We start from the raw sequence: 24840 nt of genomic DNA, 5'->3' as shown, positions 1-24840 counted from the left end.
CATTTTTTAATTTTTTAATAAAAACATAAATTTAAAAATTAATATTTATAGTTTAATACCGTTCCCAGTGGATTATCTCGTTTAATTCTCTTCGTTTTGGTGCCTTCGGAACTCTTGCAGGTCTGCCAATTGGTACTATCACCACAACCTCAACATTATCTGGTATATTTAAAACCTTTGCAACATACTCGGCATCGAAAAATCCAAGTATAACGGTACCTAGACCAAGTGCATGTGCCTGTAAACAGATATTTTGGGTAGCGAGCGCGGTATCGAACATCAACCAGTCTCCCTTCGTCGTTACGTATTCACCACCCTTGACACCAGAGACTTTCTTCTTGCCGCAGACAACAATGATGGCTGGTGCTTTCTCTACGCTTTTTTTTCCAGGATTAGTCGGACCAAATGCATCTAAAAGTCTTTTTTTCATCTCGTCATCCTTTATTATTACGAAGTCCCAACACTGGGTATTTGCCCAAGATGGGGCCCATCGTGCCGCGTCTATCACCGTCTCTATCTCTTCATCACTGACATCTTCGTCCGTAAAATCTCTAACACTTCGCCTCTCCTTAATTATATCTAAAACCTTCATTCATCAACCCCTCTGTAAATTATTTTAATGTTATTTAAACATTGTTTATTGTTATATATATTAATTATTTGATTATAGTTAGGAGTTAGGTTATGAGGAAAGAGTGGAAGAAGATTTCTTTCCACAGTCTCTCAGATAGACGTCTCTGATCTTCCTTTGTTAGCTGATATCCATGTGCATTATTTTTTTTGTATCGCCCTCTGTTTTTATGCATTTAAGTGCTGTTTTTTTGAAACAATAGTTGTATTTGTTACCACATAGATAGATCATAACTGCAGTTCAGTGGAGGTGCGATAAAAAACTGTTTTTAAATATGTGGATATATCGATTTTAAAAGGCGTTAATTTTGTCAGTGCGATAGAACTTTTTGATTTTTTTGTAAAGTGTCATACAACAAAAAAGGTAGTTACCTGTAGTTACTTACTTAGGAGAGTCACCTAAGGAGGGGTAGTATAGGTGAGCTAACCTCTGTTAGGCAACTTACCTTTAAATATCCGTTCGATCCACGTATATAAAAAGAGGATGATATTAGATGAGAATAATTGAACAAATATCAGATTTTCTAAATCCATTAAAGGGGATCTTTTCTTTACTGATCATCAGTTTTATCTTGCTGACCATTTTCACCTCTGTTGTCGCTGATGCCACTATCGTTGATGGGGGCATTGCTACCCTCACTATGGGCATCCGTTGGTCCGGTTGAGTGCATTGGTACCCTCTTGGGGTGCTTACAGATTCTTTGACATTATCCTTGATGGTGTTTAAAACAAACACTATATATTGTGGAGATTGTAAGAAGGTGCTTGCTCAGTTTCCAGATGAGTCAGTTGATTTGATCTACGTTGACCCACCTTTCTTCTCAAATAAGCAATATGAGGTTTTATGGGGTGATGGATACGAGAAAAGGGCTTTTGAGGATAGATGGAAAGGCGGGATAGAGAATTATATCGCTTGGATGGAAGATAAGATAAAAGAATGCCATAGAGTTCTAAAGGATATAGGTTCCATGTATCTACATTGCGATTATCACGCTAATGCTCATTTAAGAATTTTGATGGATGGAGTATTTGGAGAGAACAATTTTAGGAATGAGATAATATGGTGTTATGGTGGTGGAGGAATTCCTAAAAAAGATTTTCCAAGAAAGCACGATACTATCTTCCGTTATGTTAAAGATGTTAGAAAATTTAAGAAAAATGGGGTATTTAACAAAATATACCGTCCTTATGGAGAATGGACTAAAAAGCATGAGCCAAGACGTAACTTAACTGCTGGAGGTGGAAAGTTAAATATGGAGAGAGGAATACCGATTAACGATTGGTGGTCGGATTTGAAGTCCTTGACAAGTTATCAAAAGGAATGGTTAGGCTATCCTACTCAAAAACCAGAGAGTTTGCTTGAAAGAATTATAAACGTTTCATCAAATCCAACAAATATCATCTTAGATCCGATGTGCGGCGGTGGAACTACCATAGCCGTAGCACACAAACTTGGAAGGCAATGGATTGGTATTGATGTATCACCAACTGCATGTAAGCTCATGGTAAATCGAATGAGAAAATTAGGAGTACAAATATCAGAAAAAGACATAATTGGACTTCCAAAGACATTAGAAGAATTAAAAGCAATGCAACCTTTTGAATTTCAGAATTGGGTATGTGAAAAGTTATTGGCGAGGGCATCGGTTAGAAGCACTAGGGACATGGGCATTGATGGTTGGCTCATAGACGGCAGACCTTTACAGGTCAAGCAATCCGAAAAAGTGGGTAGGAATGTAATTGACAATTTTGAGACTGCGCTTAGAAGGGCGAAAAAGGAGAGGGGTATCATTGTTGCTTTTAGCTTCAGTAAAGGTGCTTATGAAGAGGTGGCAAGATCAAAGTCACATGATGGCTTAGCTATTGAACTAAAAACAGTCAAAGAAATATTAAAAGAGGAATGATTTTACATGCTTGATAATCATGTGTTGTGTGTAGATGCATCCACCTAAATAGGGGGTAGGTGTGAGATGACTCACTTGTGCGTTGGATATCAACTAACTACCTTTCCTCTGCGATAGATAAAGAGAAGTAAAACAAAAAAACATTTACAAAAAATTAAATAAGCCAGTGTCATACTATTTACAAGTATGATAGCCTCTACCCAAGAATGGACATCTGTTTTTGAATCATTAAGTTTATACCAGACCTATTGCATAACTCTTTATTGGAGGTAGGAGGTGTTTGGGTAGAGGCTGGTTCCTGTTCTTATCCTGCCTCCAACATTCCGAAACATAGGCATATTAACTATCAAGCTGCATATATTATAGCCTCTCATCCCTACATCCCATTTAAAGAGATTTTTAAAAACGAGGGCGTCTCTTTCATCAGTGATGCTTATTCTCTCGTGAAAAACTTCGAAAACAACCCACCTGACCCTAATATCTATAACCAACCAAATAATCCACAATCAGACCTATACCATATCCTTGAACCTTTTGAATATTGCGGAATCTTCTACAAGGAATTATTCGATCACCCACCCGACATAATTACTGACGAATGGCTGTGGGAACATCGTTACTATAGGTATCGCATAGCTTGAAGGATAATCATCCCTATTGCATTCTCTCGTCTTTTTTCATCGATGTATTTATATATGCCTATATGGAATAAAATTATTCTGATAATGATTAGAGAAAATTTAAAGATTATAGTTGATGGGTTGATAATAGGCATAATAATTAGCTTGGCAATTCTTGGATCTTATTTTTCACCATCTGTGATAGATTCGAAAGATTTTCGTCTCATAAAAGCAATTATTTGTATTTGTCTTATTATTTTGGGTTGTTGGCGTATTCTGTGCCATCATCTAATTCAAAGTAGGTAGCTATCTGCCTTGTTGTATGTGTATCATGTGGCTGGATGAAAGAGATGAATAATACATAGTATGAGAAAATATAAATACGAATCCGACTGTCCATCTGAAGTTCGCCCTCATATCATCTTCTATCCGTCCAAGTCTGCCGTCTATCTGCGTAAATTTACCATTTGTCCCTTTCTCATATCACCCACCTCTGTTCCAAAATGATTTAGCCTCTCGTATTCGTGGTCTTCTCCTCGTCTATTATTTTATCTCCCGAAGAATCCGATATTTTTGCCAATCAGCTATGGTCTTTTTCTGCTTTTTATTTGCCACACGTCAGAGGCGCAGGCCATACAATTTCAATCCCCTGTCCATCTATTATAGGAATTATCTCAGGCGGAAAAGCGATCAGGCGGGCGATTATACATGGAATACTCAAAACCATCATCAGTATTAGTTCACACGGGATAAGTAAACATCCCATAATTCCCCCGATGCAAAGAGCCGTCGGAACCAAGCATGGGCTTATTAAAATTAACCAAATTGATCCCAGCACCACCCCCAATGTCGTTCCGGTTATACATACCATAATTTCATCCTCCTCTCTTTACACTCTTATCTTTGATAATATGATAACCTATCTCTTTTCTAATATTAAACTATTCTCAAAGATATTCCAGTCCACCTTTGAGATGATGACAATTAACGATATCCTACCTTTCTGATTTTAAAACAAGATACCAACCAATTGGTTTAATCAATACAACTTTAGTAAATCCACCACTTAGACTTATTACAAAACATGGTTATTGTATCATCATGATAAATTCCTTCCTTTTTTAGGGTGGTAGGTGGGGTAGTGGTTGTGACTTAATCATTTTTTGCTTCATCTTTTTTGATAATTCTGATTTTGATTTACTTGTTCTATGCATGCAAGTACCGATATGCCTTGATTCTTATCATGTTTCTGTATTATCATCAGAATAATTTCAAAGAATCTATAATCACCACAAGATGCTAGAGATGCACTCAACCGAACCAACAATGCCCATACAGAGGGTAGCGATGCACCCAGCGAGGGTACTGATGCCAGATAGGAGGGTAAAGATGCCAAAAATGGGGGTACCGAAGATGCACAGTGCAATGGGGGTAAGGAACGTAAAAAGGGTAATAATGCACCAAAGGGGGATACTGAGGCATCCAGCGAGGGTAACAAGAGCCGCAACAGGGGCACCGATGCAACAAGCAGGAAGAGAGACGATGCCCATAAAGGGGGTACCGAAGATGCACATAAAGGGGATAAGGATGCACAGAAGGAGGGTAGCGATGCACGCAAGAGGGGTAATAAAGATGCCCAAAATGGGGGCAAGGATGCACGTAAGGAGGGTAGCGATGCACGCAAGAGGGGTACCAATACCCATAAGGAGGGTAAGGATGCCCGAAGCGAGGGTAATGATGCACACATCAACGGCATTGCCCTCATCAACGGCAGTACCATCAACAACAGGAGTGAAAATGGCCAGCAAGATAAAACTGATGATCAGTAAAGAAACAATCCCCTTTAATGGATTTAGATATTCCAAGAGCTCTTTCCTAAAGTCATCTTCCGATATTTGTTCAATTATTCTCATCTAATATCATCCTCTTTCTTTTCGATTTCATTAAATAATCTATCATCTACTCTTTTTGATTCTGTCTTTGATTTTTTCTATCTCTTCGTTTACTTTTTTAAGCTCGTATTCCAAATCTGCTTTGTATCTCTCCAATTCATGGAGTTGATCTTCTTCTGAAGGATATTCAAACCCGAAGTAGAATCCGGGAAAACAAAAGCTAAATCCACCATAGAATCCACGTCTAAACATTTTTCATCATCTCCATTAAACCATTTCTTGATGATCTATAATTTCTTTTCTATTATCATAATTGAAAGAAAAGACGATCATTCTATCAAAAAGCTCTTTATCATCTCTTTGAAGTATGTATCGTTCGCCTCCTCGAATGCCTCCCTATTTGCTATAAGAGTTATCACATACATTCTTCCATTTTTCACTGTTATGATCTGTTTTTGCGTGATACCACCAATACTGAAGTTTTTAGTAATTATCTTCTCCGTCAGATTATCCGGGCCTTCCGTCTCGATTATTGAAATGCTCACCACAATATTCTCCGTTTTTGGCCCCGAGAATGTAACGGCTACGTACATATCTCCACTGATTTCATTCTTATTCCAATCATCCGGGTATTTCATCGAGAAATTGTATTTTTCGTTCTTATACGTCTTCCACTTCACCGATTGAGCCGTTGCTACAGACGAAGCGAATAGAAGTACTCCAATAAGAAAAATGCTCAATATCTTTTTGTTCATACAGCATCCTCACTTTGGTATCTTTGATCTGTCGATCTTATAAATGTTTCTATTTATTTATTGGTACACTGTTTACTGATCCAGACGCATGGATTGTTTAGTCAATCTTTCAGGTCTTTTACACATGAGCTGCAGATGAGAAATGTCTTTTCGCCGTGCCGCCACTCATGATCTAACCATTTTCTTTCTCCACAAAGCTCACAAAAACCTTCCTCAACCTGAGATAAATTTTTAATGGTCTCTATGTCTGTCTCTTCCTCCTCAATGCTTCGTTCACGTGCAAGCTCAACAACTCGCTCTATATGTAAGTAATATTTCTTACCGTGTGATGTATCTTTGGCTTTTTTGATCAAACCCAAGTTCCGCAAGGCATCAAAGATATTCTGCCACCACTTAACGTTAAGTGCTTCAGTTAAGTCTTTCAAATAAATAGCGTTGCCTTTTGATTTGATTTCATCTCTGTGTGTTAGCAAATAACCTAAAACACGATTTTCTATCTCAAAGCTCTTCCTTTCTACCCCCAAAGTAGCCTCTTCTGCATACTTAATCATATTTTCATATCGTTCAGGATATGTGACTTTGCAAATCGATAGAATGGGTGCCCATAACAAAAAATACCGGCCATATAACCGCTCTGTTGGTTCAATATTGTGATAAGCCTCATATATTTCCTTCCAATTCATTAACGCATAGTTTAAGAGTGTTTCTTGGATGTTATCCAGCTCAGTGTCGGTTTCCAGGATTTTCCGTGCTAGTGCATATTTTCTGTCATAACTCTTATACATAATAATCGTGATTGATTTTTCTTCCAATTCTAACGGTTCCCGTGATGCGAGAGCTTTGGGGCAGTAAGTATTGAAAAAACAATCTTATCATGATTGTCAGGATCACAACGATGTACACATCCACCTTGCTCGTGCCCTGTTTCTAACAAAGCCTGCAAGATCGGTCCGTAAACTTGATGCTTTAGTAATCGGTGTGCTTCGTCAATAAGCATTGTTGGCTTTGCATTATGGATCATTCTGAAAAGTGGAGCTTCATTCGGGAGAGAAAGTTTTTGTGTCGGATTCCAGCATATTCGGGATAAGAATGTCAGTTGTCCGCTTTTGTTTGTGCCTTTTTCACCTTCAAAAATAAGGAATGGATAAACAGAAAACATAGGGAAGAGATAAGTTCCGATAGCCCAACAAGAGATAAGATAACTTTCGATATTATTATTCATCTTAAAATACAATATATGTTTACTAGCAGGTAGTAAGTCTATATCTCTTCTATCGAATTTGCACCGAATTTTATTCGTTTTCAGAAGAGTGAGATATAGTTTGAGTATTTGCACACGTTGGCTGGATACCAAGTATAACGGCACTCCTTCAATCCGTCTAAAAAACTGTGCAAAAACTCCATTTATCTGGTCCTGCTGTGCAAACCTTTCTACTATTATCTCACTCAAGGGAGAATCCCCAAAATCCTGTGCAAATCTCTCTAAAGCTGTGCAAAAAATAGGTTTGTATAGGGTATATGGGGGTATTTTTTAATGGAACTGTAAAAAATATACCTAAGCTTGGGTCAAAATTTATAGGTCCGTAATATTTTATTATCTTTTCATCCTCAATTGATGCCTCTACATCAGCCAACAAGTCAAAATCGCTCTTATTCTCTCCATTCGATGTTTTCTTCTTTCCCTTTCTCCTAAGTGTTAACTCATCTGTGATAAACCAAAATTTTGGGTCGTGGGAAAAATAGTATTTGTACAGCTTTGACTTGTAGTGATAATCAAGCCTATACAAGAGTTGAATTCTACTTAAGGTCTTGTTTTCAAAAAATATCTAAGGCTTCCTTCAAGTGTCTCTTGTGTGGATGTAGTGTGTGTCTGTCTTCATCTTCTTCAAGTGTCTCTTTTATTATAGTGGTGTGGTTGTGGCTGTGGCTTAATCATTTTTGATAATTCTGATTTTGATTTACTTGTTACTATCAATCCATGCATGCAGGCGCCGATATGCCTTGTTAAGTGTGTGTTATGTGTGTGCTGTGTGGCTGTTGGCTCTGTTGATAAATCTTAATAATTCAAATTGTTGATTATTCCAATAATGATTAGAGAAAATTTAGACATTATAGTTGACTGGTTGATAATAGGTATAATAATTGGTTGGGTAATTCTCGGGGTGTATCATCTGTGTATTCCACCATCTGTAATAGATTTCGAAGATATTCGTTTCTTGATAAAACATATTTGTATTTGTTTGTTTTGTATTGTTGGCGTATTCTGTGCCATTGGTATACCTAATTAAGGATAGTATTTTATCTTTGTTATGTGTGGCTTGTGTGTGCTATATGGAAGAAAATAGTAATAAATTCATCTTCTGATAATTTGCAGTTCTTCTATCATAATATCAAGGATAGTTTTGTAGTGTGCGGGTGCTTGGTGTTAATCACCTAAAGAGGGGGTACCCAAGGGGTATCTTAGGCAACTTTCCTATACGTTGAATACCAACTAACTACCTTTTTCTGCTATATATTGTATTACAAAGAGAAGTAAAAAAAAAAGAATATTGACAAAAAATATAAATGCTGGTGTAGACAAACTAATATAAAATGCCCGTGCTAATGATAGATCCTGTTTTAGAAAGCATAAACTTATATTACATAATTGCCATTCTTTTTATTGGAGGGAGGCGGCACTAAAAAAATAGCTGTGGCATTCTTCCACCTCTCTCTAAAATTCAAAACCACAGTAACGTTCCATATCCTAACTCTTCTAACACCTGCGATAACCACCAGTCAGGACTGACTAATTGGGTTGGGATACAAAACGGCTTTTATGATGATATTACTATTACATTTCCTCGTCATCGTAATGAGTTTTTTAAACTTGCTTTCAATATAGCATATGATCCTGTGATCTCACTAAAAGGTATTCGATATTCTGATTCTGAGACTATTATCTTCAAATATTTTATAGTTTTCAACAAATAGCTCCATTGATTTGCAGTAATCATTAAATGGGGGATGAATTTCAATAACCTTAGGAGGGTCATTAGTATTAACTAATGCTTTTATAAAATCGCTAAACTCTTTACTCCATTCTTCATTAAACCAAAGCTGAGGAACACCATTTTTTTTGTGAGTTTACAATGGTTTGAAATTTTCCTATAAGATTAGAATTCATATTTCGTTTTCTAAATGAATATTCTGTATGTAGTGAATATGACATAGTAGGTCGAATAACTATAATATCAAAATTTCCCGCAATTTCCTGTATTTTGGGGATTATATTGTTGGGATATTGCGTTCTCCCATACTTTACTGGTATTAAATAGTTGCTATTCATTTTATTTTTGTTCAATATTTTTCATCATTCTCACTATCGCATCACCAACCTCTTTTGTCGTAGAGTCTCCACCAAGATCGCGGGTTAATGCAACTCTTTGAGACAAATTCTCTTCAATTGCATCTAAAATAGTTTTTGCCGCTTTTTTTTCTCCTAATGTCTCTAAAATCATCGATCCTGCCCAAATTGTTGCGATCGGGTTTGATACATTTTTTCCTTTGTACTTGGGAGCAGATCCATGTATCGGTTCGAACATGCTCGTCCCGCTCGGATTTATGTTTCCTCCCGGTGCTAATCCCATTCCTCCTTGTATCATTGCGCCAAGGTCGGTTATGATGTCGCCAAACATATTTGGTGTCACTATAACATCAAACCATTCTGGATTCTTTACAAACCACATCGTTATCGCATCGACAAAATAGAACGATGTCTCTACATCTGGATAACCTTTCGATACTTCGCCGAAGACGTCTCGCCAGAATCCATATATATCCGATAAGACGTTTGCTTTATCTACGCTTGATAAATTTTTCCTACGTTCCATCGATCTTTCAAACGCGTACTCAATGACCCTGCGTGCCCCCTCTTTACTTATAACTCCGATCTGATATGCGATCTCATCCGCATCGTGTTCGATATCTAGCCCAAATTTTATACTGTAAAGATCTCTTGCCAGCTCTAGTTCCTGTTTTGATTTTCCTCTCTCTACTCGTCCGCCTATTCCCACATAAAAATCTTCTGTATTCTCTCTTATTACAAGAAAATTGATATCTTCTGGTTTTTTATTTTTTATGGGAGTTTCAACACCTTTTAATAATTTTATTGGTCGTAAATTGATATATTGATCAAAATAAAACCTAATCTTTAGAAGAATTCCTTTTTCCAATATGCCTGGTTTTACTTTAGGATCTCCTACTGCACCAAGATAAATCGCTTTGTATCTTGATAGCTCTTTTAACTCTTCTTCTTCGATCAATTTTCCTGTTTTAATATATCTCTCTGCTCCTATATCAAAATCTATCCATGAGATATCAAACTGGAATAATTCTGCAGCAGCCTCCATAACTTTTTTACCTTCTGTTATTACTTCTGGACCGATGCCATCACCAGGAATCACTGGTATTTTATATGAACTCATAATTTTCCCTCTCTATATTGATTATTGATAAAACTATGTTTATAATTACAGCAATTAATACAAAATATTTTAATATGATGATAAAAATTTTAATATGATGATAAAAATAATAATTTATTGAATATCTAAAATGTATATTAACTAATTTTGAACATTATTTAGAATAGCTAAAAAAACAAAGGAGTGAGACAAATTGGCAAAAATCGATTTGGTTGTTTGGAAGGATAAAATTGGTGAAGAGTTAGATAAAATATCCGTAGACATCTATCCATACGGATATAGCGTAGGACCGAAAGGACAATGGGAGATGCTTATTGCAGCAGAAAATAAGATAGTAAAAGCAAATGAATTGACTTATATTAAGGTAAGGGAGATCACGATACCTGAAAGAGCAATAGTATTACCATGTTTTTTTTCTAGACATGCGCTAGGAACCGTAGAGAAAGCAGTAGGTGTTGGTGTGCCTAAAAAAGCAGAAGAGAAAAGATATATTGATACGGTTATATTCCATCCTATTTTTAATGGAGAGATCCATACAGGAGAACTCTTGGATGTTATAAATATATTTTATGCAACATTCGAACGTAAACTTAATGCAGACGTACTTGATCGCTGGCTAAAGAGTAAGACAGGTTAAAAATAAATATGGATAAGGATGAGCATATATACCAAGATGAGATAATAAAGATATCTGAAAAGGTAATAAATGATGGATACGTCTGTAACAGATGTTTAGGCAGGCAGTTTGTCAACTTATGGGGCAATATAGGTAACGAAGAGCGAGGAAGAAGAATAAAGAATATTCTGCGGGATTATTACAAGATAGATCATATATCAAATGTTTGTTGGATCTGTGGCGGTTTCTTAGACGATCTAGACGAATGGGTAAGAAGATGCATAGATATCTCAAAAGATTATGAATATGATACATTTTTGGTTGGAACACATATATCAGGTCTATTGCATGAAACGGAAGAGTATCTATGGGAAAAGACGGGTGCAAGATATACAGAGAGCATAAAAGCGGAGATAAATAGGGAAATAGGGAAGAGAATAGAAAAAGTTACAGGAAAAAACGTAGATTTTGTAAAACCAGATATCCTTTTTTTGATAGATATTCCGCTGGATAAGGTGACAATAAAAGTAAAACCGGTTTATATCTACGGACGATACAAAAAATATGTACGAGATATACCACAGACAAAATGGCCGTGTAGAGCTTGTGGTGGTGTTGGCTGTTACGTCTGTAACTACACCGGAAAAAAATATTTAGAGAGTGTGGAGGAATTAATAGGTAAACATGCCCTTAAATCATTCTTGGGAGAATTTACAAAGTTTCATGGTGCGGGAAGAGAAGATATTGATGTCAGAATGCTGGGAAATGGGAGGCCATTCGTGCTGGAGATAATAAACCCAAAAAAAAGGTTTTTAGATTTAACACAGATAGAGAATGATATAAATAAATATGAGAAAGATAAGATCGAGGTTAGTAACATACGGTTTGCGGATAAAGAAGAGATCAGTTATCTAAAGTCGTTAAAGGTAGACAAGATTTATAAATGTGATGTTACATTTGATAGAATATTAGATAAAAAAGATATCATAAAGGCAATAGGGTCTATGAACGGGGTAATTTTGAAGCAAAGGACACCAACAAGGGTATTGCATAGAAGGAAAGATCTTATTCGGGAGAGAAGAGTAAATTGGATAAAATTGGTTGATTACACAGGGGATTCTGCAGTCTTAGAGATATCTTGCGAGGGCGGAACTTATGTAAAGGAGTTGATTACAGGAGATTATGGTAGAACAATACCGAATTTGTCGGATTTACTTGATGTAACCGCTACTGTTAAGACATTAGATGTTATCTCTTTTAAATAAATTTACTCAAAAAACAAATTTTTATATGATATCTTCTTTTTATCATTCTTAAATTAATAAAAAGATCAATAAGAGGTAGAAAAATGCCAAAAACAAAAGGATTTAGAAAGAAGACCAGAAGTAAATTAAGAAGAAAGCTAAGAGAAAGAGGATTGTCTCCTCTAACTCGCGCTCTACAAGAGTTTGAGGAAGGTGATATCGTATATATAAAGATTGATTCTAGCGTCCATAAAGGAATGCCATATCCGAGATATCACGGTGCAAATGGAGTAATAAAGCAGAAAAGAGGAAGGGCATACCTTGTAGAGATAAAAGATGGAGGAAAGAAGAAGATACTGATATCTCGACCTCAACATCTGGTTAAAATATAGGGGCGATCAATTGGTTAAGGTAAAAAAGATAATTGAGGAAGAATTTATATCAAATGCAGATGCTAAAGAGCTATTAGATAAGTTTTTAGATGTTAGCGAAGATAACAAGATGTTTTACGAGCAGAGACGGGCAGTATATCATATCACTAAGTTTAATAAATTGAGCGCGGATGAAGCAAGAAGATTAATTGAGGAGTTGCTCTCTTTAGATAAAATAAATAAGACTATAGCGATTATTATTGCCAATATTCTTCCCTCTACAAGAGGAGAACTGAGGTCTATATATGCGAAAGAGAGATACAATCTATCTGATAAAGAATTTGATGAGATATTAGATATTGTTGCAAGATACAGATAGCCATACAACTGTTCAAAGGGAGATATATATGCAGGATTATGAAAAAGAGGATGCAAAAGATGAATATGTTCGTGTCTTAGATTATCTCCCTTATGGACATCCTAATGATAATAGACCTGTTTATCAAAAAAGACCTATAATACAGGCTATTGGAGAAGAACACCTCTCTCTCTTAGAGGTCGTGCCAAAAAAAGGTAAAAAAGCAGATCCGTATGATCGATTATATATAGGTCGGGGGATGAGAGATGTAGTGGATTACGTGAAGAGGCGTATATCTTACGAGGATCTGACCAATGCTGCGAAGATGGAGCTATTAAATGTGATTGAAGAGATAGTAAAAGATAACGAAAAAAGATTTGTCGAATTTTTTAATAAATCAGGCTCTATAACTTCCCGATTTCATCATCTGGAGATTATACCAGGAATTGGTAAAAAATTAATGTGGAAGATTATAGAAGAGAGAAACAAATCGCCTTTTACCAGTTTCAAGGATATAGAAGAGAGAGTAATTACGTTGTATCATCCTGAAAGATTAATAGCAAGACGGATTGAAGAAGAGATCAAAGAAGATAACATAAAATATAGAACGTTTGTAAGACCTTTTATAAAGCGTGCCGAATTTAAAAAAAATAGATATGATAGATAAAAGACGATACGTAAAGAACGGTCAATATTTTTTAGTTGATAATCGCATTTTAAATAGAATTATAGATTATGCCGATCTAAAACAAACAGAAACGGTTATTGAGATTGGTGCAGGATCTGGAAACCTGACGGAGCTCTTAATAAAGAATAGCAAAAAGGTCTATGCGATAGAAAAGGATAGATCCCTTTTTAAAATATTAGAAGATAGATGTTCATCCTTTCCTTCGGATAAATATGAACTGATCTGTGGTGATGCGTTATTACTTGATTTTCCAAAGTTTGATAAGGTTGTATCTAATATACCATATTTCATATCATCGAAAATCTCATTTAAACTGCTGGAATATGATTTTCTATCTGGTATTTTAATGTACCAATTGGAGTTTGCACGACGATTGGTGGGAAAGATTGGAAGTAAGGATTATGGACGATTAACGATAACATTTTCTTACAGGGCCGATACCGAATTTTTAGAAAAAGTTCCAAAAAGTGCATTTTATCCTCGCCCAAAAGTAGATTCCGCTCTTGTTAGGATTATTCCTAAAAAACGTAGTAAAGAGAAATATAATGATTTAGAACAGTTTTTCTTCAAATTTTTAACAGCAGTCTTCACACAGAGAAGGAAAAAACTTAAAAATGCAATGATGAATTCCGCCCATATAGTCGGAGAGCAATATAAAAAAGAGATAGATACTATATTCTACTTATTAGATGAGAGATTTGGTGATCTTATGGAGTTGAGACCTTATGAGATCTCGTTTAATAGATTATACGAACTTTCAACCGCCATTTATTCTATCTTGGGCTATGAAAAGAGTTAAAAATAAAATTAAATATAAAGAAGTTAGAAAAACTTAATACTCAATAAAAATTGAGAGAAAAAAGATGCTGTAGATATAAATTGCAATAAACTTTGTAATGAAGGTTTTTCGATGCTTTATAAAAATCTTTCAATAAACTCTTTAGCATGATACGATATTATAATATCCGCACCTGCTCTTTTTATCGATGATAAGATCTCTTCCATAACCCGGTCTTGGTCAAGAGAGGATAACTTTAGCATAGCATACTCTCCACTAACGTTGTATGCTGCTAGTGGGAAATTGAACATCTTCTTTGCACGATATATTATATCTAGATAAGATAAAGCCGGTTTAACCATAACGATATCTGCACCCTCTTTTATATCTAGATAAATCTCTCTCATCGCCTCATCTGAATTTTTGTAATCCATCTGATAGGTAGATCTATCTCCAAAACTCGGGCTTGAGTCGGCTGCATCTCTAAACGGGCTGTAAAAACCTGAGTTATACTTTGCAGAATATGCCATTATTGCAACATCGGTGTATCCTTCATCGTCCAGTCTTTTTCTTACAAATCGAACCGTTCCGTCCATCATACCTGATGGTGCAACGATATCTATACCGCTTTCTGCATAACTCTCTGCTATCTTTCCAATAACATCGAGCGTCTTATCGTTATCTATATAATTCTCCTCTGTCAAGATGCCACAATGTCCGTGCGATGTATATTCACAAAGACATACATCTCCAATAACTATAATATCCGTTATCTCTTTTTTGATTGCTTTGATAGCTCTTTGAACCACACCATTTTTATTATATGCCTCACTTCCAACCATATTCTTTTTAGATGGAATTCCAAAAAGTATTACCGATCTTATTCCAATCTCTCGTAAACTCGTGACCTCTTCTACTATCTCTTTGAGAGGGAATCTGTACTGGCCTGGTATAGAGGCAATCTCTTTTCTCTTTTTTATATTTTCATCTATAAATAAAGGATACACAAAATCGTCTTTTTTTAATTGTGTCTCTTGTATTATCTTAAATCGTCTCAACCGTCTCATCCTATATGCAGGAAACTCTGGAGAACAATACATCTTTATTTCAAACCTCTGCAAATACTTTTATTAAGTCTATATCCCCATCTTTTGATATCTGTCTCATTTTCTCTGTAAATTTTGCCAAAATTTTATTTTTTATAGCTCTTGTCATATCGTTCAATATCTTCTCTATATCCCCGTTAGAATTTATCATCTTTAATGCTGTATTCATCTCTTTTATACGTATCTTTTCAGCATCAATGTATATCTTTTCTATTATATCGTTTATCTCTCTCTCTTTGAACTCTTCATACAATCTATCGATCTCTTCTTCTATGATCGTCTCTACTTTTTTAATCTCTTCTTCTCTCTTTTTTAAATTAGTTTTACAAACATTACGTAAGGAATCAATATTATAGAGTCTTACATTTGGAAGAGATGCAATCCTCTCATCTACATTGCGTGGATTTGATATATCTATCAATAACAAAGGTTTTTTTCTTTTATTTATTATACTGGCAATCGTATCATAATCTAAAATTATATGAGGCGCAGACGTGGCAGTGATTACGAGATCCGAATCGATGATATACTTCTCCTTTTTCTCAAATTTTACTGCAATCCCTTTAACTTCTTCTGCTAATAATTGTGCATGTTTAAAGGTCCTATTGGCTATAAAGATGATGTTGCTTCTCGATCCGATTAAAGATTTTGCTACCGATGTTGCAGTCTCACCTGCGCCTATTACCAGCATTTTCTTATTATCCAGATCTCCCAATATATTCTCAGCTAGTTTAACAGCAACGCTTCCGATAGAAACAGATCCTTTGTTAATTTTGCTCTCAGTTCTTGCTCTTTTACCTGCTTTGATAGCTCTTTCAAAGATCAATTTCAATCTTTCTGTTAGGTGGTTTTTCGCCATTGAAAGCAGATATGCATTCTTAACTTGTCCTAATATTTGGTTTTCTCCCAAAACAATGGAATCCAATCCGCAAGTAAGACGCATCAGATGTTCTATAACATCATTTCCCTCCATTAGCTCATATTTATCTATATCTCTAAAGTCTGCATAATCTTTTAAAATAGAAGATGGGTCATCATGATCTAAATAAATCTCGAACCTATGGCATGTCTGTAATATTATAAAACCGTCCGCATTTGCAAAATCATCGAATGCTTTATCGATCTCCTTATAAAGCAATGGCTCGATATCTTTTATCTCTGCGATCTTATGTGATACCGATAAAAGAGCAATCATTATAAAGTCACTCCTCTATGTATTTAAACGCGATCTTTATCATATCGTCTTTATTCGACAGATTCCATAAATCTTTATTCGCTAATATATTTGTCAATATTTTCTCTCTTTTATCCTGATCTTTCACATGATCTATTAAAATTTTACGAATATAAGATAAGGCCTCTACCATCATGTTAAATCTCTCATCGAGCATCTCTCTTATTTTTAATTTTAAGTACCGAGAGAATGCCGGGCTAAGACCGAGCGTTGATATTGCAATCACGATATTATCTTTACGTACAATCGATGGTAAAAAAACATCTCCAGATTTATAATTAACTAATATACCCATTTTTATTGCTTTATTTGTTATATCTTCATTTATTTGTTCATTATCAGTCACAGGAACAACCATAAATGCTTTTTCAAGCAGATCCAAAAATCCCTGGGTAAGGTCTCTCTTTATAAATCTAATCTTACCTGTCTTTGCCAATTCTTCAAAATCTTTCAAAAAAGAATTACTGGCTACTACTATCTTAGTACATCCCTCTTCGATAAATTTTTTAGATTTTCTATAGCCGACTCTTCCCGCACCAAAGATTACAATTTGTTTATCTTCCAAATTTACAAACAAGGGCATCATTTTAGCAATATATTTTGTTATTCTTATAAATAATAATCCTATTTAAAATTTTATAAGATAGTATATATATGCTCTATCGAACAATTTAATAGATCTACTTCATACTCCTTCACCACGACCATCCATTGGACTCTTAATACTTAAAACGCAATTTCTTATTTTTTCATAATTTTTATGCAAAGTTCTTAAATAGTTTTTTAAAGAGGGGTGCTTTAGTAACGTCAGCAAAAATGAGGGTGGTAAAAATTAGAAGAGGAACATCTGCCATTTATGCACTCGTGTTGTTGAGCATGATACTGGCACTGGTACCATGTGCAATGGCAGGAGATCCAACAGGGGCAAGGACGCTTAAAGAGAATCCAGAAGCGCCAGTAAACTACATCTGGATTTTAGTCTGCGGGTTCTTGGTGATGTTCATGCAGGCGGGATTTGCAATGGTTGAAACTGGATTTTGCAGGGCAAAGAATGCAACAAATCTGATGGCAAAGAACTTAATGGATCTTGTCATCGGCTCTCTCTGCTTCATGGCAGTAGGATTTGCTATTATGATGGGTGCTGACATGGCTGGACTAATCGGGACGACTGGCTGGTTTCTCTATGGTGAATATGATGTGAGCAGGTATCTAACGTTCTTCTGGCAGCTTGTATTCTGTGCGACGGCAGCGTCGATTGTAAGTGGAGCAGTTGCAGAGCGATTAAAAATCCCTGCGTATCTCATTTGTAGCGCAGTCGTGAGTCTGCTTATCTATCCTATCTTTGGTCACTGGGTCTGGGGAGGGGGATGGCTCTCCACATTACCATTTGGCATGGGGCATCTTGACTTCGCAGGCTCAGGTGTAGTGCACACAGTAGGAGGGATGGTGGGTTTAGCTGGAACGATTGTCTTGGGTCCGAGGTTTGGTAAGTTTGTGAATGGTAAACCAAGAGCTATTCCAGGGCACAGTATCACTTTAGCTGCTTTAGGGGTGTTTATTCTCTGGTTTGGCTGGTTAGGTTTCAATTGTGGCAGCACTTTCTCCGCAGATCAGCTTAGGATTGCAGTGATTGCAGTGAATACTACTTTATCAGCTGCTGCTGGAGCATTTGCTTCACTAATGGTAATATTCCTGAAGACACGTAAGTGGGATGTTGGCATAGCATTGAACGGTGTCTTAGCAGGACTTGTAGCAATAACTGCTCCATGTGCATGGGTAGAGGCTTGGGCAGCAGTGGTAATAGGTCTTGTCGCAGGAGTATTGGTAGTAGCGAGCGTTTATTTCTTAGAGTCAAGGGGTGTGGACGACCCAGTAGGTGCGGTTTCTGTGCATGGGACAAACGGTCTATGGGGCTTAATAAGCGTTGGCTTATTTGCTGATGGCACCTATGGTTACTATACTACGGGGGGCGCTCATGCAATAGGACTTTTATATGGAGGTGGTGCGGGGCAATTGATTGCACAAGTCATTGGTGCTTGTACTGTTGTTTTATGGGCGTTTGGCCTCGGTTATCTTCTCTTCAAGGCAATGGACGCCGCTTTTGGCATAAGAGTCTCGCCAGAGGAAGAACTACAAGGATTAGACATCTCTGAGCACGGTACACCTGCATACCCAGATTTCTACATCAAGAATGGTGGAGGTGGGTAGAGATGAAAAAAATAGAGGCTATCGTTCGAGTAGAGAAGTTGGACGAAATAAGAGAAGCTTTGAAAGAAATAGGTTATCCAGGGATGACGATCACACGTGTTGAGGGGCATGGTCAGCAAAAGGGCTTAATAGAGCAGTTCCGTGGTAGGGAATTCAAGGTGGAGCTAATTCCAAAGATAAAGATAGAGGTAGTTGCAAGCGATGTAGATGCCGATAAGATCATTAAAGCTATAACTGAGAGTGCATATACGGGCAATATCGGCGATGGTAAGATATTTGTGCTGCCAGTCGAAAAGGCAATACGAATTAGAACAGGGGAGATGGGTGACGCAGCTTTGTGAGCAGACCACGTACGAGCATGAATTGTATATAATCTTATCTTTTGAATATAAATTTATATAAAAAGCCATATTAGCTTAGCGATTTAAATCATGTAGGACAAATAGATAGTTGAAGTTAGGAGGGATAAAAACATGGAAAAAAAAGCAAATGCAAAAACGAGGGAAGAGGTATTAGAAGCGGTGGAAAAGAACGATGTGAAGTTCATCAGGCTCTGGTTCACCGATATCTTGGGACAGTTGAAGAGTTTTGCAATAACTCCAAGAGAGTTAGAAGGCGCCTTTGAAGAGGGCATGGGCTTTGATGGATCTTCAATAAAAGGATTTGCAAGGATAGACGAGAGTGATATGCTTGCGAAACCAGATCCTGCTACATTTCAGATTCTGCCGTGGCGACCAAAGGAGAACACGGTTGCACGGATGTTCTGCGATATCTTAAAGCCTGATGGCAGTTCATACGAGGGCGACCCGCGATACATCTTGAAGAGGAATCTGGAGAAGTTGAAAAACGAGCATGGCTATACGTTTTATGTTGGTCCTGAGCTGGAGTATTTCTATTTGAAGAACAGTAAGAACCCTGAAGTGCTGGATGAAGGTGGCTACTTCGACCTGACAACACTGGATGCAGGAGGCGATTTGCGAAGGGATACGATTCTTACCTTAGAGGCAATGGGGATAGAGGTTGAGTATAGTCATCATGAGGTTGCACCTTCACAGCATGAGATAGACCTTCGTTATAGAGATGCACTTACGATGGCAGACCAGGTAATGACATATCGAATTGTGGTAAAGGAGATAGCACAGCACTATGGCTTTTATGCCACATTCATGCCAAAACCCATCTTCGGGGTGAATGGCTCGGGGATGCATACCCATCAGTCGTTATTCCTCGGCGATCGAAATGCATTCTTCGATCCAAATGACGAACATCATCTCTCCGAGGTGGGTAAGAGATATATCGCAGGATTGCTCAGACACGCACCCGAGATCACCGCGGTTACGAACCAATGGGTAAACTCGTATAAACGGCTCGTCCCGGGATACGAAGCACCTGTGTATATCACATGGGCTCGCAGGAATAGGTCAACGCTGGTAAGAGTGCCGATGTACAAGCCAGGGAAAGAGAAAGCGACAAGGGTAGAATTCCGCAGTCCGGACCCAGCATGCAATCCTTACCTGGCATTCTCTGTGATGCTTGCTGCTGGAATGGCGGGGATAAAGGACAAGTATGAGTTGCCACCACCGACGGAAAAAGATGTTTATCACTTGAGTGAAGAAGAGAAAAAGAAAGAGGGAATAAAATCGCTACCCGGTAGCTTGATCGAAGCCCTTGCACTGACAGAAAAAAGCAGTTTAGTTAAGGAAGCTTTAGGAGAACACATATTCTGGAATTTCATTATTTCTAAGAAGGTAGAATGGGATAGATACCGTGCGAACGTAACGGAATGGGAGTTAAAGGAGTATTTGTCGGTGTTATAAGGATGGGAAGGAAGATTATTTGCTGCAAAGAAGAAGTTTGCATCGGGTGCAGACTTTGTGAAATTTGGTGCACAGTAGAGCATTCTAAATCGAAGGACATAATAAAAGCATTCCTTTATGAGAAAGAACGGGCAATCTCTAGGGTGCAAGTGGAAGAAAGAGGACCTGTTTCTTTTGCTTTACAATGTAAGCATTGCAATGAGCCCGATTGTGTTTATGCTTGCATTAGTGGTGCTCTTCACAAGGAAAATGGCATCATAAAGCTTGATGCTTCTAAATGTGTTGGTTGCTGGAGTTGTGTGATGGCTTGCCCTTATGGTGCAATAATACGAGATGAAGTTCGTGGGAACTCTGCGGGTGGAATTGGCGCAGTAGAAGCGATTAGAGATGTTGATAAAAAAGGAAAAATTATTATGGTCTCTGATGAAGAATATCACGCCTATTCAAGGGCACTTATCCCATATTATCTCTCTGAAAAGACTTCATTCGCTGATATTTTTATAAAACCATCAGATTTTTACCAGAGCAAAGATATTGTACTGATTTTAGGGAAAAGGGTAATAGATGTAGATGTTGAAAAAAAAAGAGTGATAATTTTAGACGACGAAGATGTAATAGGCTATGAGAAAATTCTGATAGCTACCGGCAGTAAACCCATCATTCCTAAATTTGTGGGAGTTGAAGATACCGAGTTTTTTGCTTTTACTACTCTAAATGATGCTTTAATTATAAAAGACGAGATAGAAACAGGGAAATACAAGAAGGCTGTTGTTCTTGGTGGTGGTTTAATAGGCTTAATGGCATCAGAGGCTTTGAAAAAGAAAGGTTTGGACGTAACAGTTGTAGATCTTGCGGATAGGGTGCTGGCACCTGTTTTAGATAAAATAGGGTCTTGCATTGTGGAGAACCATTTAGAGGAAAATAACATTCATATAATAACAAAGCACACAATAGACAAGGTTTTAGGTGAAGGTAGCGTTATTTTGGACGGTGGCACTGAGCTTCCCTGCGAGATGCTTATTTTGGCTATAGGCGTTAAACCGAGATTAGAGCTTGTTCAGGGGAAGGTAAAAGTAAACCGAGGATAGTTGTAGATAGATGAATGAGGACTTCTGTAAAGGACGTTTATGCGTGTGGCGACTGTGCAGAGGTTTATGATTTCGTACATGATGATTTCAGGCTCACACCTTTATGGCCCACTGCTTATGTTGGAGGAAGAATTGCAGGCTTCAATATGTGTGGCGTTGTGAAGGAGTATAAATGGGGAACAAACATGAGTTCAATGCATTTCTTCGGGCTTCCGGTCATAACAGCCGGGATTAGTGCTAATGATGAAGGGGATTACGAGATTTTGAAAGTGGTTGACGAGAAGAAGAAGATTTACAAGAAGATAGTACTCAGGGATAATCGTATGATTGGCATGATTTTCATGAATAAAATAGACAGAGCGGGGATATTCTTGGGCTTGATGAGGAATGGAACGGATGTATCTTCGTTTAAAGAGGAGCTACTCAGCGACGATTTCGGGCTTATTAATCTTCCTGAGCGGAAGTGAGTGTTGAAATATGACTAGGATAAAGAGAGAAATTTATGAGAAAGAAATAAGTGCTTGTTCTCTGTTCGGCGCGATGAACAGAAATAAAGAAAGATTTACAGGTGAAGGTGTTATAAGCGCGATAGCAAACATGCATGTGCGAGGAAACGGTCTTGGTGGTGGATTCGCAATATACGGGCTTTATCCGAAGTATAAAGACTGTTATGCATTTCATATTATGTTTGAAAGGAGGAATAAAGATGCAAAGAAGGAGACTGATGCATTCCTAAGCATGAACTTTGATCTGGTCTATGATGAGGAGATACCTCATGGCGATGCTAAAGTTGTGAATCCACCGTTGGTATGGAGGTATTTTGTGATACCTAAAAAGAGAAGAGAGGAGGAGAATTTTTCTGACGATGATTATGTTGTGCAGAAAGTAATGCACATAAATACGAAAATAGAGGATGCTTATGTCTTCTCATCAGGTAAAGACATGGGTGTTTTTAAGGGCGTAGGCTATCCTGAGGATGTTGCGGAGTATTTCTTTCTTGATAAGTATAAGGGTTATATATGGACTGCTCATGGAAGATTCCCTACGAATACGCAAGGCTGGTGGGGAGGTGCACATCCTTTTTCTATACTCGACTGGACGGTTGTTCACAATGGTGAGATCTCCTCCTACGGAACAAATCGGCGCTACTTGGAGATGCATGGATATTATTGCACGCTGCATACAGACGCAGAGGTAATGACATATGCAGTGGATCTATTGATGAGGAGGCAGCATCTTCCAATGAGCCTGGTGGCTAGAATTTTTGCACCACCTTTTTGGGAATTGATCGATCGCATGGATGAGAATGAGAGGAAATTATTAACCGAATTAAGGATGGTCTATGCTCCTATGCTCATAAACGGACCTTTTGCTGTGATAATTGCTCATCATGATGAGATGATAGGTTTAACAGACAGAATACGATTGAGACCGCTTATTGCTGGCGTTAGAGGAGAAATGTTTTATCTGTCTTTAGAGGAGGCGGCGATAAGGCTATTGTCACAAAAATTAGACAAAGTATGGACACCAAATGGTGGAGAGCCTGTTATAGTGAGGATAAACAGATGAAGTCATACCTTTTGCCTGAATTCATCATTGAAAGGAATGAGGAAAGATGCATTCGGTGTAGAGTTTGTGAAAGACAATGCGCTTTCGGTGTACATTACTATGATGAAGAGCTTGACAAGATGTTTTCAGATGAAGAGAAATGTGTAAGCTGTCAAAGATGCGTTGTTTTCTGTCCCACGAATGCTCTTGTCGTCCGCCCCAATCCCTCTCAATATAAGCTAAATTATAGCTGGAATAGAGAGAAGATAAGTGACTTGATAAAGCAAGCAGAAACAGGCGGCGTTATACTCACTGGGAGCGGTAACGATAAGCCTTATCGCATCTACTTCGATCATCTAGTATTGAATGCCTCACAGGTTACGAATCCTTCTATTGACCCATTAAGGGAACCTATGGAGCTAAGGACATTTTTAGGCTGTAAACCTGATGCTTTGGCTTTAAAGATAAATTCAGAGACGGAATTTATACCAAATGTAATGATAGAGACGCCAATTATTTTCTCAGCGCTTTCTTATGGTGCGATAAGCTATCAAGCATTTAATTCGCTGGCAATTGCTGCATCTAAGTATGGAACGCTTTTTAATACTGGAGAAGGAGGTCTACCAAAGGAGCTGCGTAAAAAATATGGGAGGAATGCAATTGTGCAGTGTGCATCTGGGAGATTTGGTGTTGACCCCGAATATTTAAACTGTGCAGCTGTAGTTGAGATAAAAATAGGGCAAGGGGCTAAGCCTGGCATAGGAGGGCACCTTCCCGGCGAGAAAGTTTCTTATTCTATTGCTGCAACAAGGATGATCCCAGAAGGCACGGATGCTATTTCGCCAGCACCACAGCATGATATTTATTCGATAGAAGACCTTTCAACACTTATCTATACGCTTAAAGAGGCAACGAACTACGAGAAGCCTATCAGTGTGAAGATTGCTGCGGTTCACAATTCTGCAGCAATAGCCTCTGGAATGGTTCGTGCAGGCGCGGATATAATAGCTTTGGATGGCTTAAGAGGTGGTACAGGCGCAGCTCCGAAGATAATAAGGGATAATGTTGGCATACCAATAGAGCTTGCCATTGCATCTGTTGACAAGAGGCTTCGAGAAGAAGGGATAAGAAATAGATGCTCTATCTTAGCTGCTGGAGGTATAAGATGCAGTGCAGATGTGGTCAAGGCAATTGCTCTTGGTGCAGATGCCGTTTATATTGGGACTGCTGCTCTTGTTGCTATGGGCTGCACACTCTGCCAGAAGTGCTATACTGGAAAATGCAATTGGGGAATATGTACGCAAGACCCATACCTTGCGAAGCGAATAAATCCTGAAATTGCATCCCGTCGCCTTCTCAATTTGTTGAGGGCTTGGAGCTTGGAGATAAAGGAGATGATTGGTGGCATGGGAATAAATGCAATTGAAAGCTTAAGAGGTAACAGAGACCATTTAAGAGGAGTTGGACTACATGAGTGGGAGCTTGATGTTTTGGGTGTAAAAGGTGCGGGGGAGTAA

Annotated in this window: 28 protein-coding genes; 17 read left to right on the top strand and 11 right to left on the bottom strand. The window is 37.8% G+C overall.

Translation table 11 applies throughout. The features are described 5' to 3' along the window. Positions 1–52 precede the first annotated feature (52 nt). The gene (locus tag LPC15_RS02295; protein ID WP_229235101.1) at positions 53–592 is read right to left on the bottom strand and encodes a nitroreductase family protein; all 540 of its coding nucleotides are present in this window, start codon (positions 590–592) and stop codon (positions 53–55) included. A 532-nt stretch (positions 593–1124) separates the two neighbouring features. On the opposite strand from LPC15_RS02295, the gene LPC15_RS02290 reads away from it, so the two are divergent. The 3 genes from LPC15_RS02290 (at position 1125) to LPC15_RS02280 (ending at position 3175) form a co-directional block, all read left to right on the top strand. After that, complete coding sequence (locus LPC15_RS02290; protein WP_229235100.1) at positions 1125–1295, top strand: hypothetical protein; 171 nt, start codon at positions 1125–1127, stop codon at positions 1293–1295. 51 nt (positions 1296–1346) lie between these two features. Further along, positions 1347–2534: a DNA methyltransferase gene (locus LPC15_RS02285; RefSeq protein WP_229235099.1), complete on the top strand. Its 1188-nt coding sequence runs from the start codon at positions 1347–1349 to the stop codon at positions 2532–2534. A gap of 263 nt (positions 2535–2797) precedes the next feature. Then, a complete protein-coding gene (locus LPC15_RS02280) occupies positions 2798–3175 on the top strand; it encodes a hypothetical protein (protein WP_229235098.1) in 378 nt (125 codons plus the stop codon). 583 nt (positions 3176–3758) lie between these two features. Here LPC15_RS02280 and LPC15_RS02275 read toward each other — a convergent pair. After that, positions 3759–4025, bottom strand: a complete 267-nt coding sequence (locus LPC15_RS02275) for a hypothetical protein (RefSeq protein WP_229235097.1) — start codon at positions 4023–4025, stop codon at positions 3759–3761. Positions 4026–4450: 425 nt separating this feature from the next. Here LPC15_RS02275 and LPC15_RS02270 point away from each other — a divergent pair, with 425 nt between their 5' ends. After that, entirely contained in the window at positions 4451–5071 is a 621-nt protein-coding gene (locus LPC15_RS02270; protein ID WP_229235096.1) for a hypothetical protein, read from the top strand. Between the two features lie 38 nt (positions 5072–5109). Here the strand turns inward: LPC15_RS02270 and LPC15_RS02265 are convergent, their stop codons facing one another. The 6 genes from LPC15_RS02265 to LPC15_RS02240 form a co-directional block, all read right to left on the bottom strand. Beyond that, positions 5110–5298 carry a tektin family protein gene (locus LPC15_RS02265; RefSeq protein ID WP_229235095.1) on the bottom strand — a complete coding sequence of 63 codons (189 nt, stop codon included), beginning with the start codon at positions 5296–5298 and terminating at the stop codon, positions 5110–5112. Between the two features lie 77 nt (positions 5299–5375). After that, a complete protein-coding gene (locus LPC15_RS02260) occupies positions 5376–5801 on the bottom strand; it encodes a PsbP-related protein (protein WP_229235094.1) in 426 nt (141 codons plus the stop codon). A 101-nt stretch (positions 5802–5902) separates the two neighbouring features. Then, a complete protein-coding gene (locus LPC15_RS02255) occupies positions 5903–6613 on the bottom strand; it encodes a hypothetical protein (protein ID WP_229235093.1) in 711 nt (236 codons plus the stop codon). Between the two features lie 2 nt (positions 6614–6615). Then, a complete protein-coding gene (locus tag LPC15_RS02250) occupies positions 6616–7251 on the bottom strand; it encodes a hypothetical protein (protein ID WP_229235092.1) in 636 nt (211 codons plus the stop codon). Beyond that, complete coding sequence (locus LPC15_RS02245; RefSeq protein WP_229235091.1) at positions 7244–7435, bottom strand: hypothetical protein; 192 nt, start codon at positions 7433–7435, stop codon at positions 7244–7246. Before LPC15_RS02245 ends, LPC15_RS02250 begins: the two co-directional genes overlap by 8 nt. A 1695-nt stretch (positions 7436–9130) precedes the next feature. Then, entirely contained in the window at positions 9131–10267 is a 1137-nt protein-coding gene (locus LPC15_RS02240; protein ID WP_229235090.1) for an isocitrate/isopropylmalate dehydrogenase family protein, read from the bottom strand. Between the two features lie 193 nt (positions 10268–10460). Between LPC15_RS02240 and LPC15_RS02235 the strand changes: the two genes are divergently transcribed. The 6 genes from LPC15_RS02235 to rsmA all read left to right on the top strand — a co-directional run bounded on the left by LPC15_RS02235 (position 10461) and on the right by rsmA (position 14343). After that, positions 10461–10904, top strand: coding sequence for a DUF22 domain-containing protein (locus tag LPC15_RS02235; RefSeq protein ID WP_229235089.1), 444 nt, complete (start codon positions 10461–10463; stop codon positions 10902–10904). An 8-nt stretch (positions 10905–10912) separates the two neighbouring features. Further along, entirely contained in the window at positions 10913–12148 is a 1236-nt protein-coding gene (locus tag LPC15_RS02230) for a tRNA pseudouridine(54/55) synthase Pus10 (protein WP_229235088.1), read from the top strand. A gap of 83 nt (positions 12149–12231) precedes the next feature. After that, positions 12232–12519 (top strand): 50S ribosomal protein L21e, encoded by a 288-nt coding sequence (locus LPC15_RS02225; RefSeq protein ID WP_229235087.1) that lies wholly within the window; start codon positions 12232–12234, stop codon positions 12517–12519. Between the two features lie 10 nt (positions 12520–12529). Continuing rightward, positions 12530–12877: an RNA polymerase Rpb4 family protein gene (locus LPC15_RS02220; RefSeq protein ID WP_229235086.1), complete on the top strand. Its 348-nt coding sequence runs from the start codon at positions 12530–12532 to the stop codon at positions 12875–12877. A gap of 28 nt (positions 12878–12905) precedes the next feature. Continuing rightward, complete coding sequence (locus LPC15_RS02215) at positions 12906–13523, top strand: DUF655 domain-containing protein (protein WP_229235085.1); 618 nt, start codon at positions 12906–12908, stop codon at positions 13521–13523. Beyond that, positions 13489–14343 carry a 16S rRNA (adenine(1518)-N(6)/adenine(1519)-N(6))-dimethyltransferase RsmA gene (gene rsmA / locus LPC15_RS02210; RefSeq protein ID WP_229235084.1) on the top strand — a complete coding sequence of 285 codons (855 nt, stop codon included), beginning with the start codon at positions 13489–13491 and terminating at the stop codon, positions 14341–14343. Before LPC15_RS02215 ends, rsmA begins: the two co-directional genes overlap by 35 nt. A gap of 116 nt (positions 14344–14459) precedes the next feature. On the opposite strand, the gene hemB is transcribed toward rsmA, so the two are convergent. The 3 genes from hemB to LPC15_RS02195 are packed head-to-tail and all read right to left on the bottom strand — an operon-like array spanning position 14460 to position 17245. After that, entirely contained in the window at positions 14460–15443 is a 984-nt protein-coding gene (hemB, locus tag LPC15_RS02205) for a porphobilinogen synthase (protein WP_229235083.1), read from the bottom strand. Further along, the gene (gene hemA, locus LPC15_RS02200; protein ID WP_229235082.1) at positions 15430–16623 is read right to left on the bottom strand and encodes a glutamyl-tRNA reductase; all 1194 of its coding nucleotides are present in this window, start codon (positions 16621–16623) and stop codon (positions 15430–15432) included. The genes hemB and hemA overlap by 14 nt, the downstream gene beginning before the upstream one ends. A gap of 7 nt (positions 16624–16630) precedes the next feature. Beyond that, positions 16631–17245: a precorrin-2 dehydrogenase/sirohydrochlorin ferrochelatase family protein gene (locus tag LPC15_RS02195; RefSeq protein WP_267496957.1), complete on the bottom strand. Its 615-nt coding sequence runs from the start codon at positions 17243–17245 to the stop codon at positions 16631–16633. 233 nt (positions 17246–17478) lie between these two features. Here LPC15_RS02195 and LPC15_RS02190 point away from each other — a divergent pair, with 233 nt between their 5' ends. From LPC15_RS02190 to LPC15_RS02160, 7 genes are all read left to right on the top strand, one after another. Further along, entirely contained in the window at positions 17479–18870 is a 1392-nt protein-coding gene (locus tag LPC15_RS02190) for an ammonium transporter (protein ID WP_324255066.1), read from the top strand. A gap of 2 nt (positions 18871–18872) precedes the next feature. Further along, complete coding sequence (locus LPC15_RS02185) at positions 18873–19211, top strand: P-II family nitrogen regulator (protein ID WP_229235080.1); 339 nt, start codon at positions 18873–18875, stop codon at positions 19209–19211. A 132-nt stretch (positions 19212–19343) separates the two neighbouring features. After that, the gene (locus LPC15_RS02180; RefSeq protein WP_229235079.1) at positions 19344–20687 is read left to right on the top strand and encodes a glutamine synthetase family protein; all 1344 of its coding nucleotides are present in this window, start codon (positions 19344–19346) and stop codon (positions 20685–20687) included. Further along, positions 20654–21775, top strand: a complete 1122-nt coding sequence (locus LPC15_RS02175; protein WP_229235078.1) for an FAD-dependent oxidoreductase — start codon at positions 20654–20656, stop codon at positions 21773–21775. The genes LPC15_RS02180 and LPC15_RS02175 overlap by 34 nt, the downstream gene beginning before the upstream one ends. A 14-nt stretch (positions 21776–21789) precedes the next feature. Beyond that, entirely contained in the window at positions 21790–22242 is a 453-nt protein-coding gene (locus tag LPC15_RS02170; protein ID WP_229235077.1) for a hypothetical protein, read from the top strand. A 10-nt stretch (positions 22243–22252) separates the two neighbouring features. Continuing rightward, positions 22253–23344 carry a class II glutamine amidotransferase gene (locus LPC15_RS02165; RefSeq protein WP_229235076.1) on the top strand — a complete coding sequence of 364 codons (1092 nt, stop codon included), beginning with the start codon at positions 22253–22255 and terminating at the stop codon, positions 23342–23344. Beyond that, positions 23341–24840, top strand: a complete 1500-nt coding sequence (locus LPC15_RS02160) for a glutamate synthase-related protein (protein WP_229235075.1) — start codon at positions 23341–23343, stop codon at positions 24838–24840. Before LPC15_RS02165 ends, LPC15_RS02160 begins: the two co-directional genes overlap by 4 nt.

The organism is Candidatus Methanoliparum sp. LAM-1 (assembly GCF_020885915.1).
Classification (GTDB): Archaea; Halobacteriota; Methanoliparia; order Methanoliparales; family Methanoliparaceae; genus Methanoliparum; species Methanoliparum thermophilum.
The sequence above is the reverse complement of the archived record's forward strand: the minus strand, read 5'-3'. Positions and strand labels throughout refer to the sequence as shown.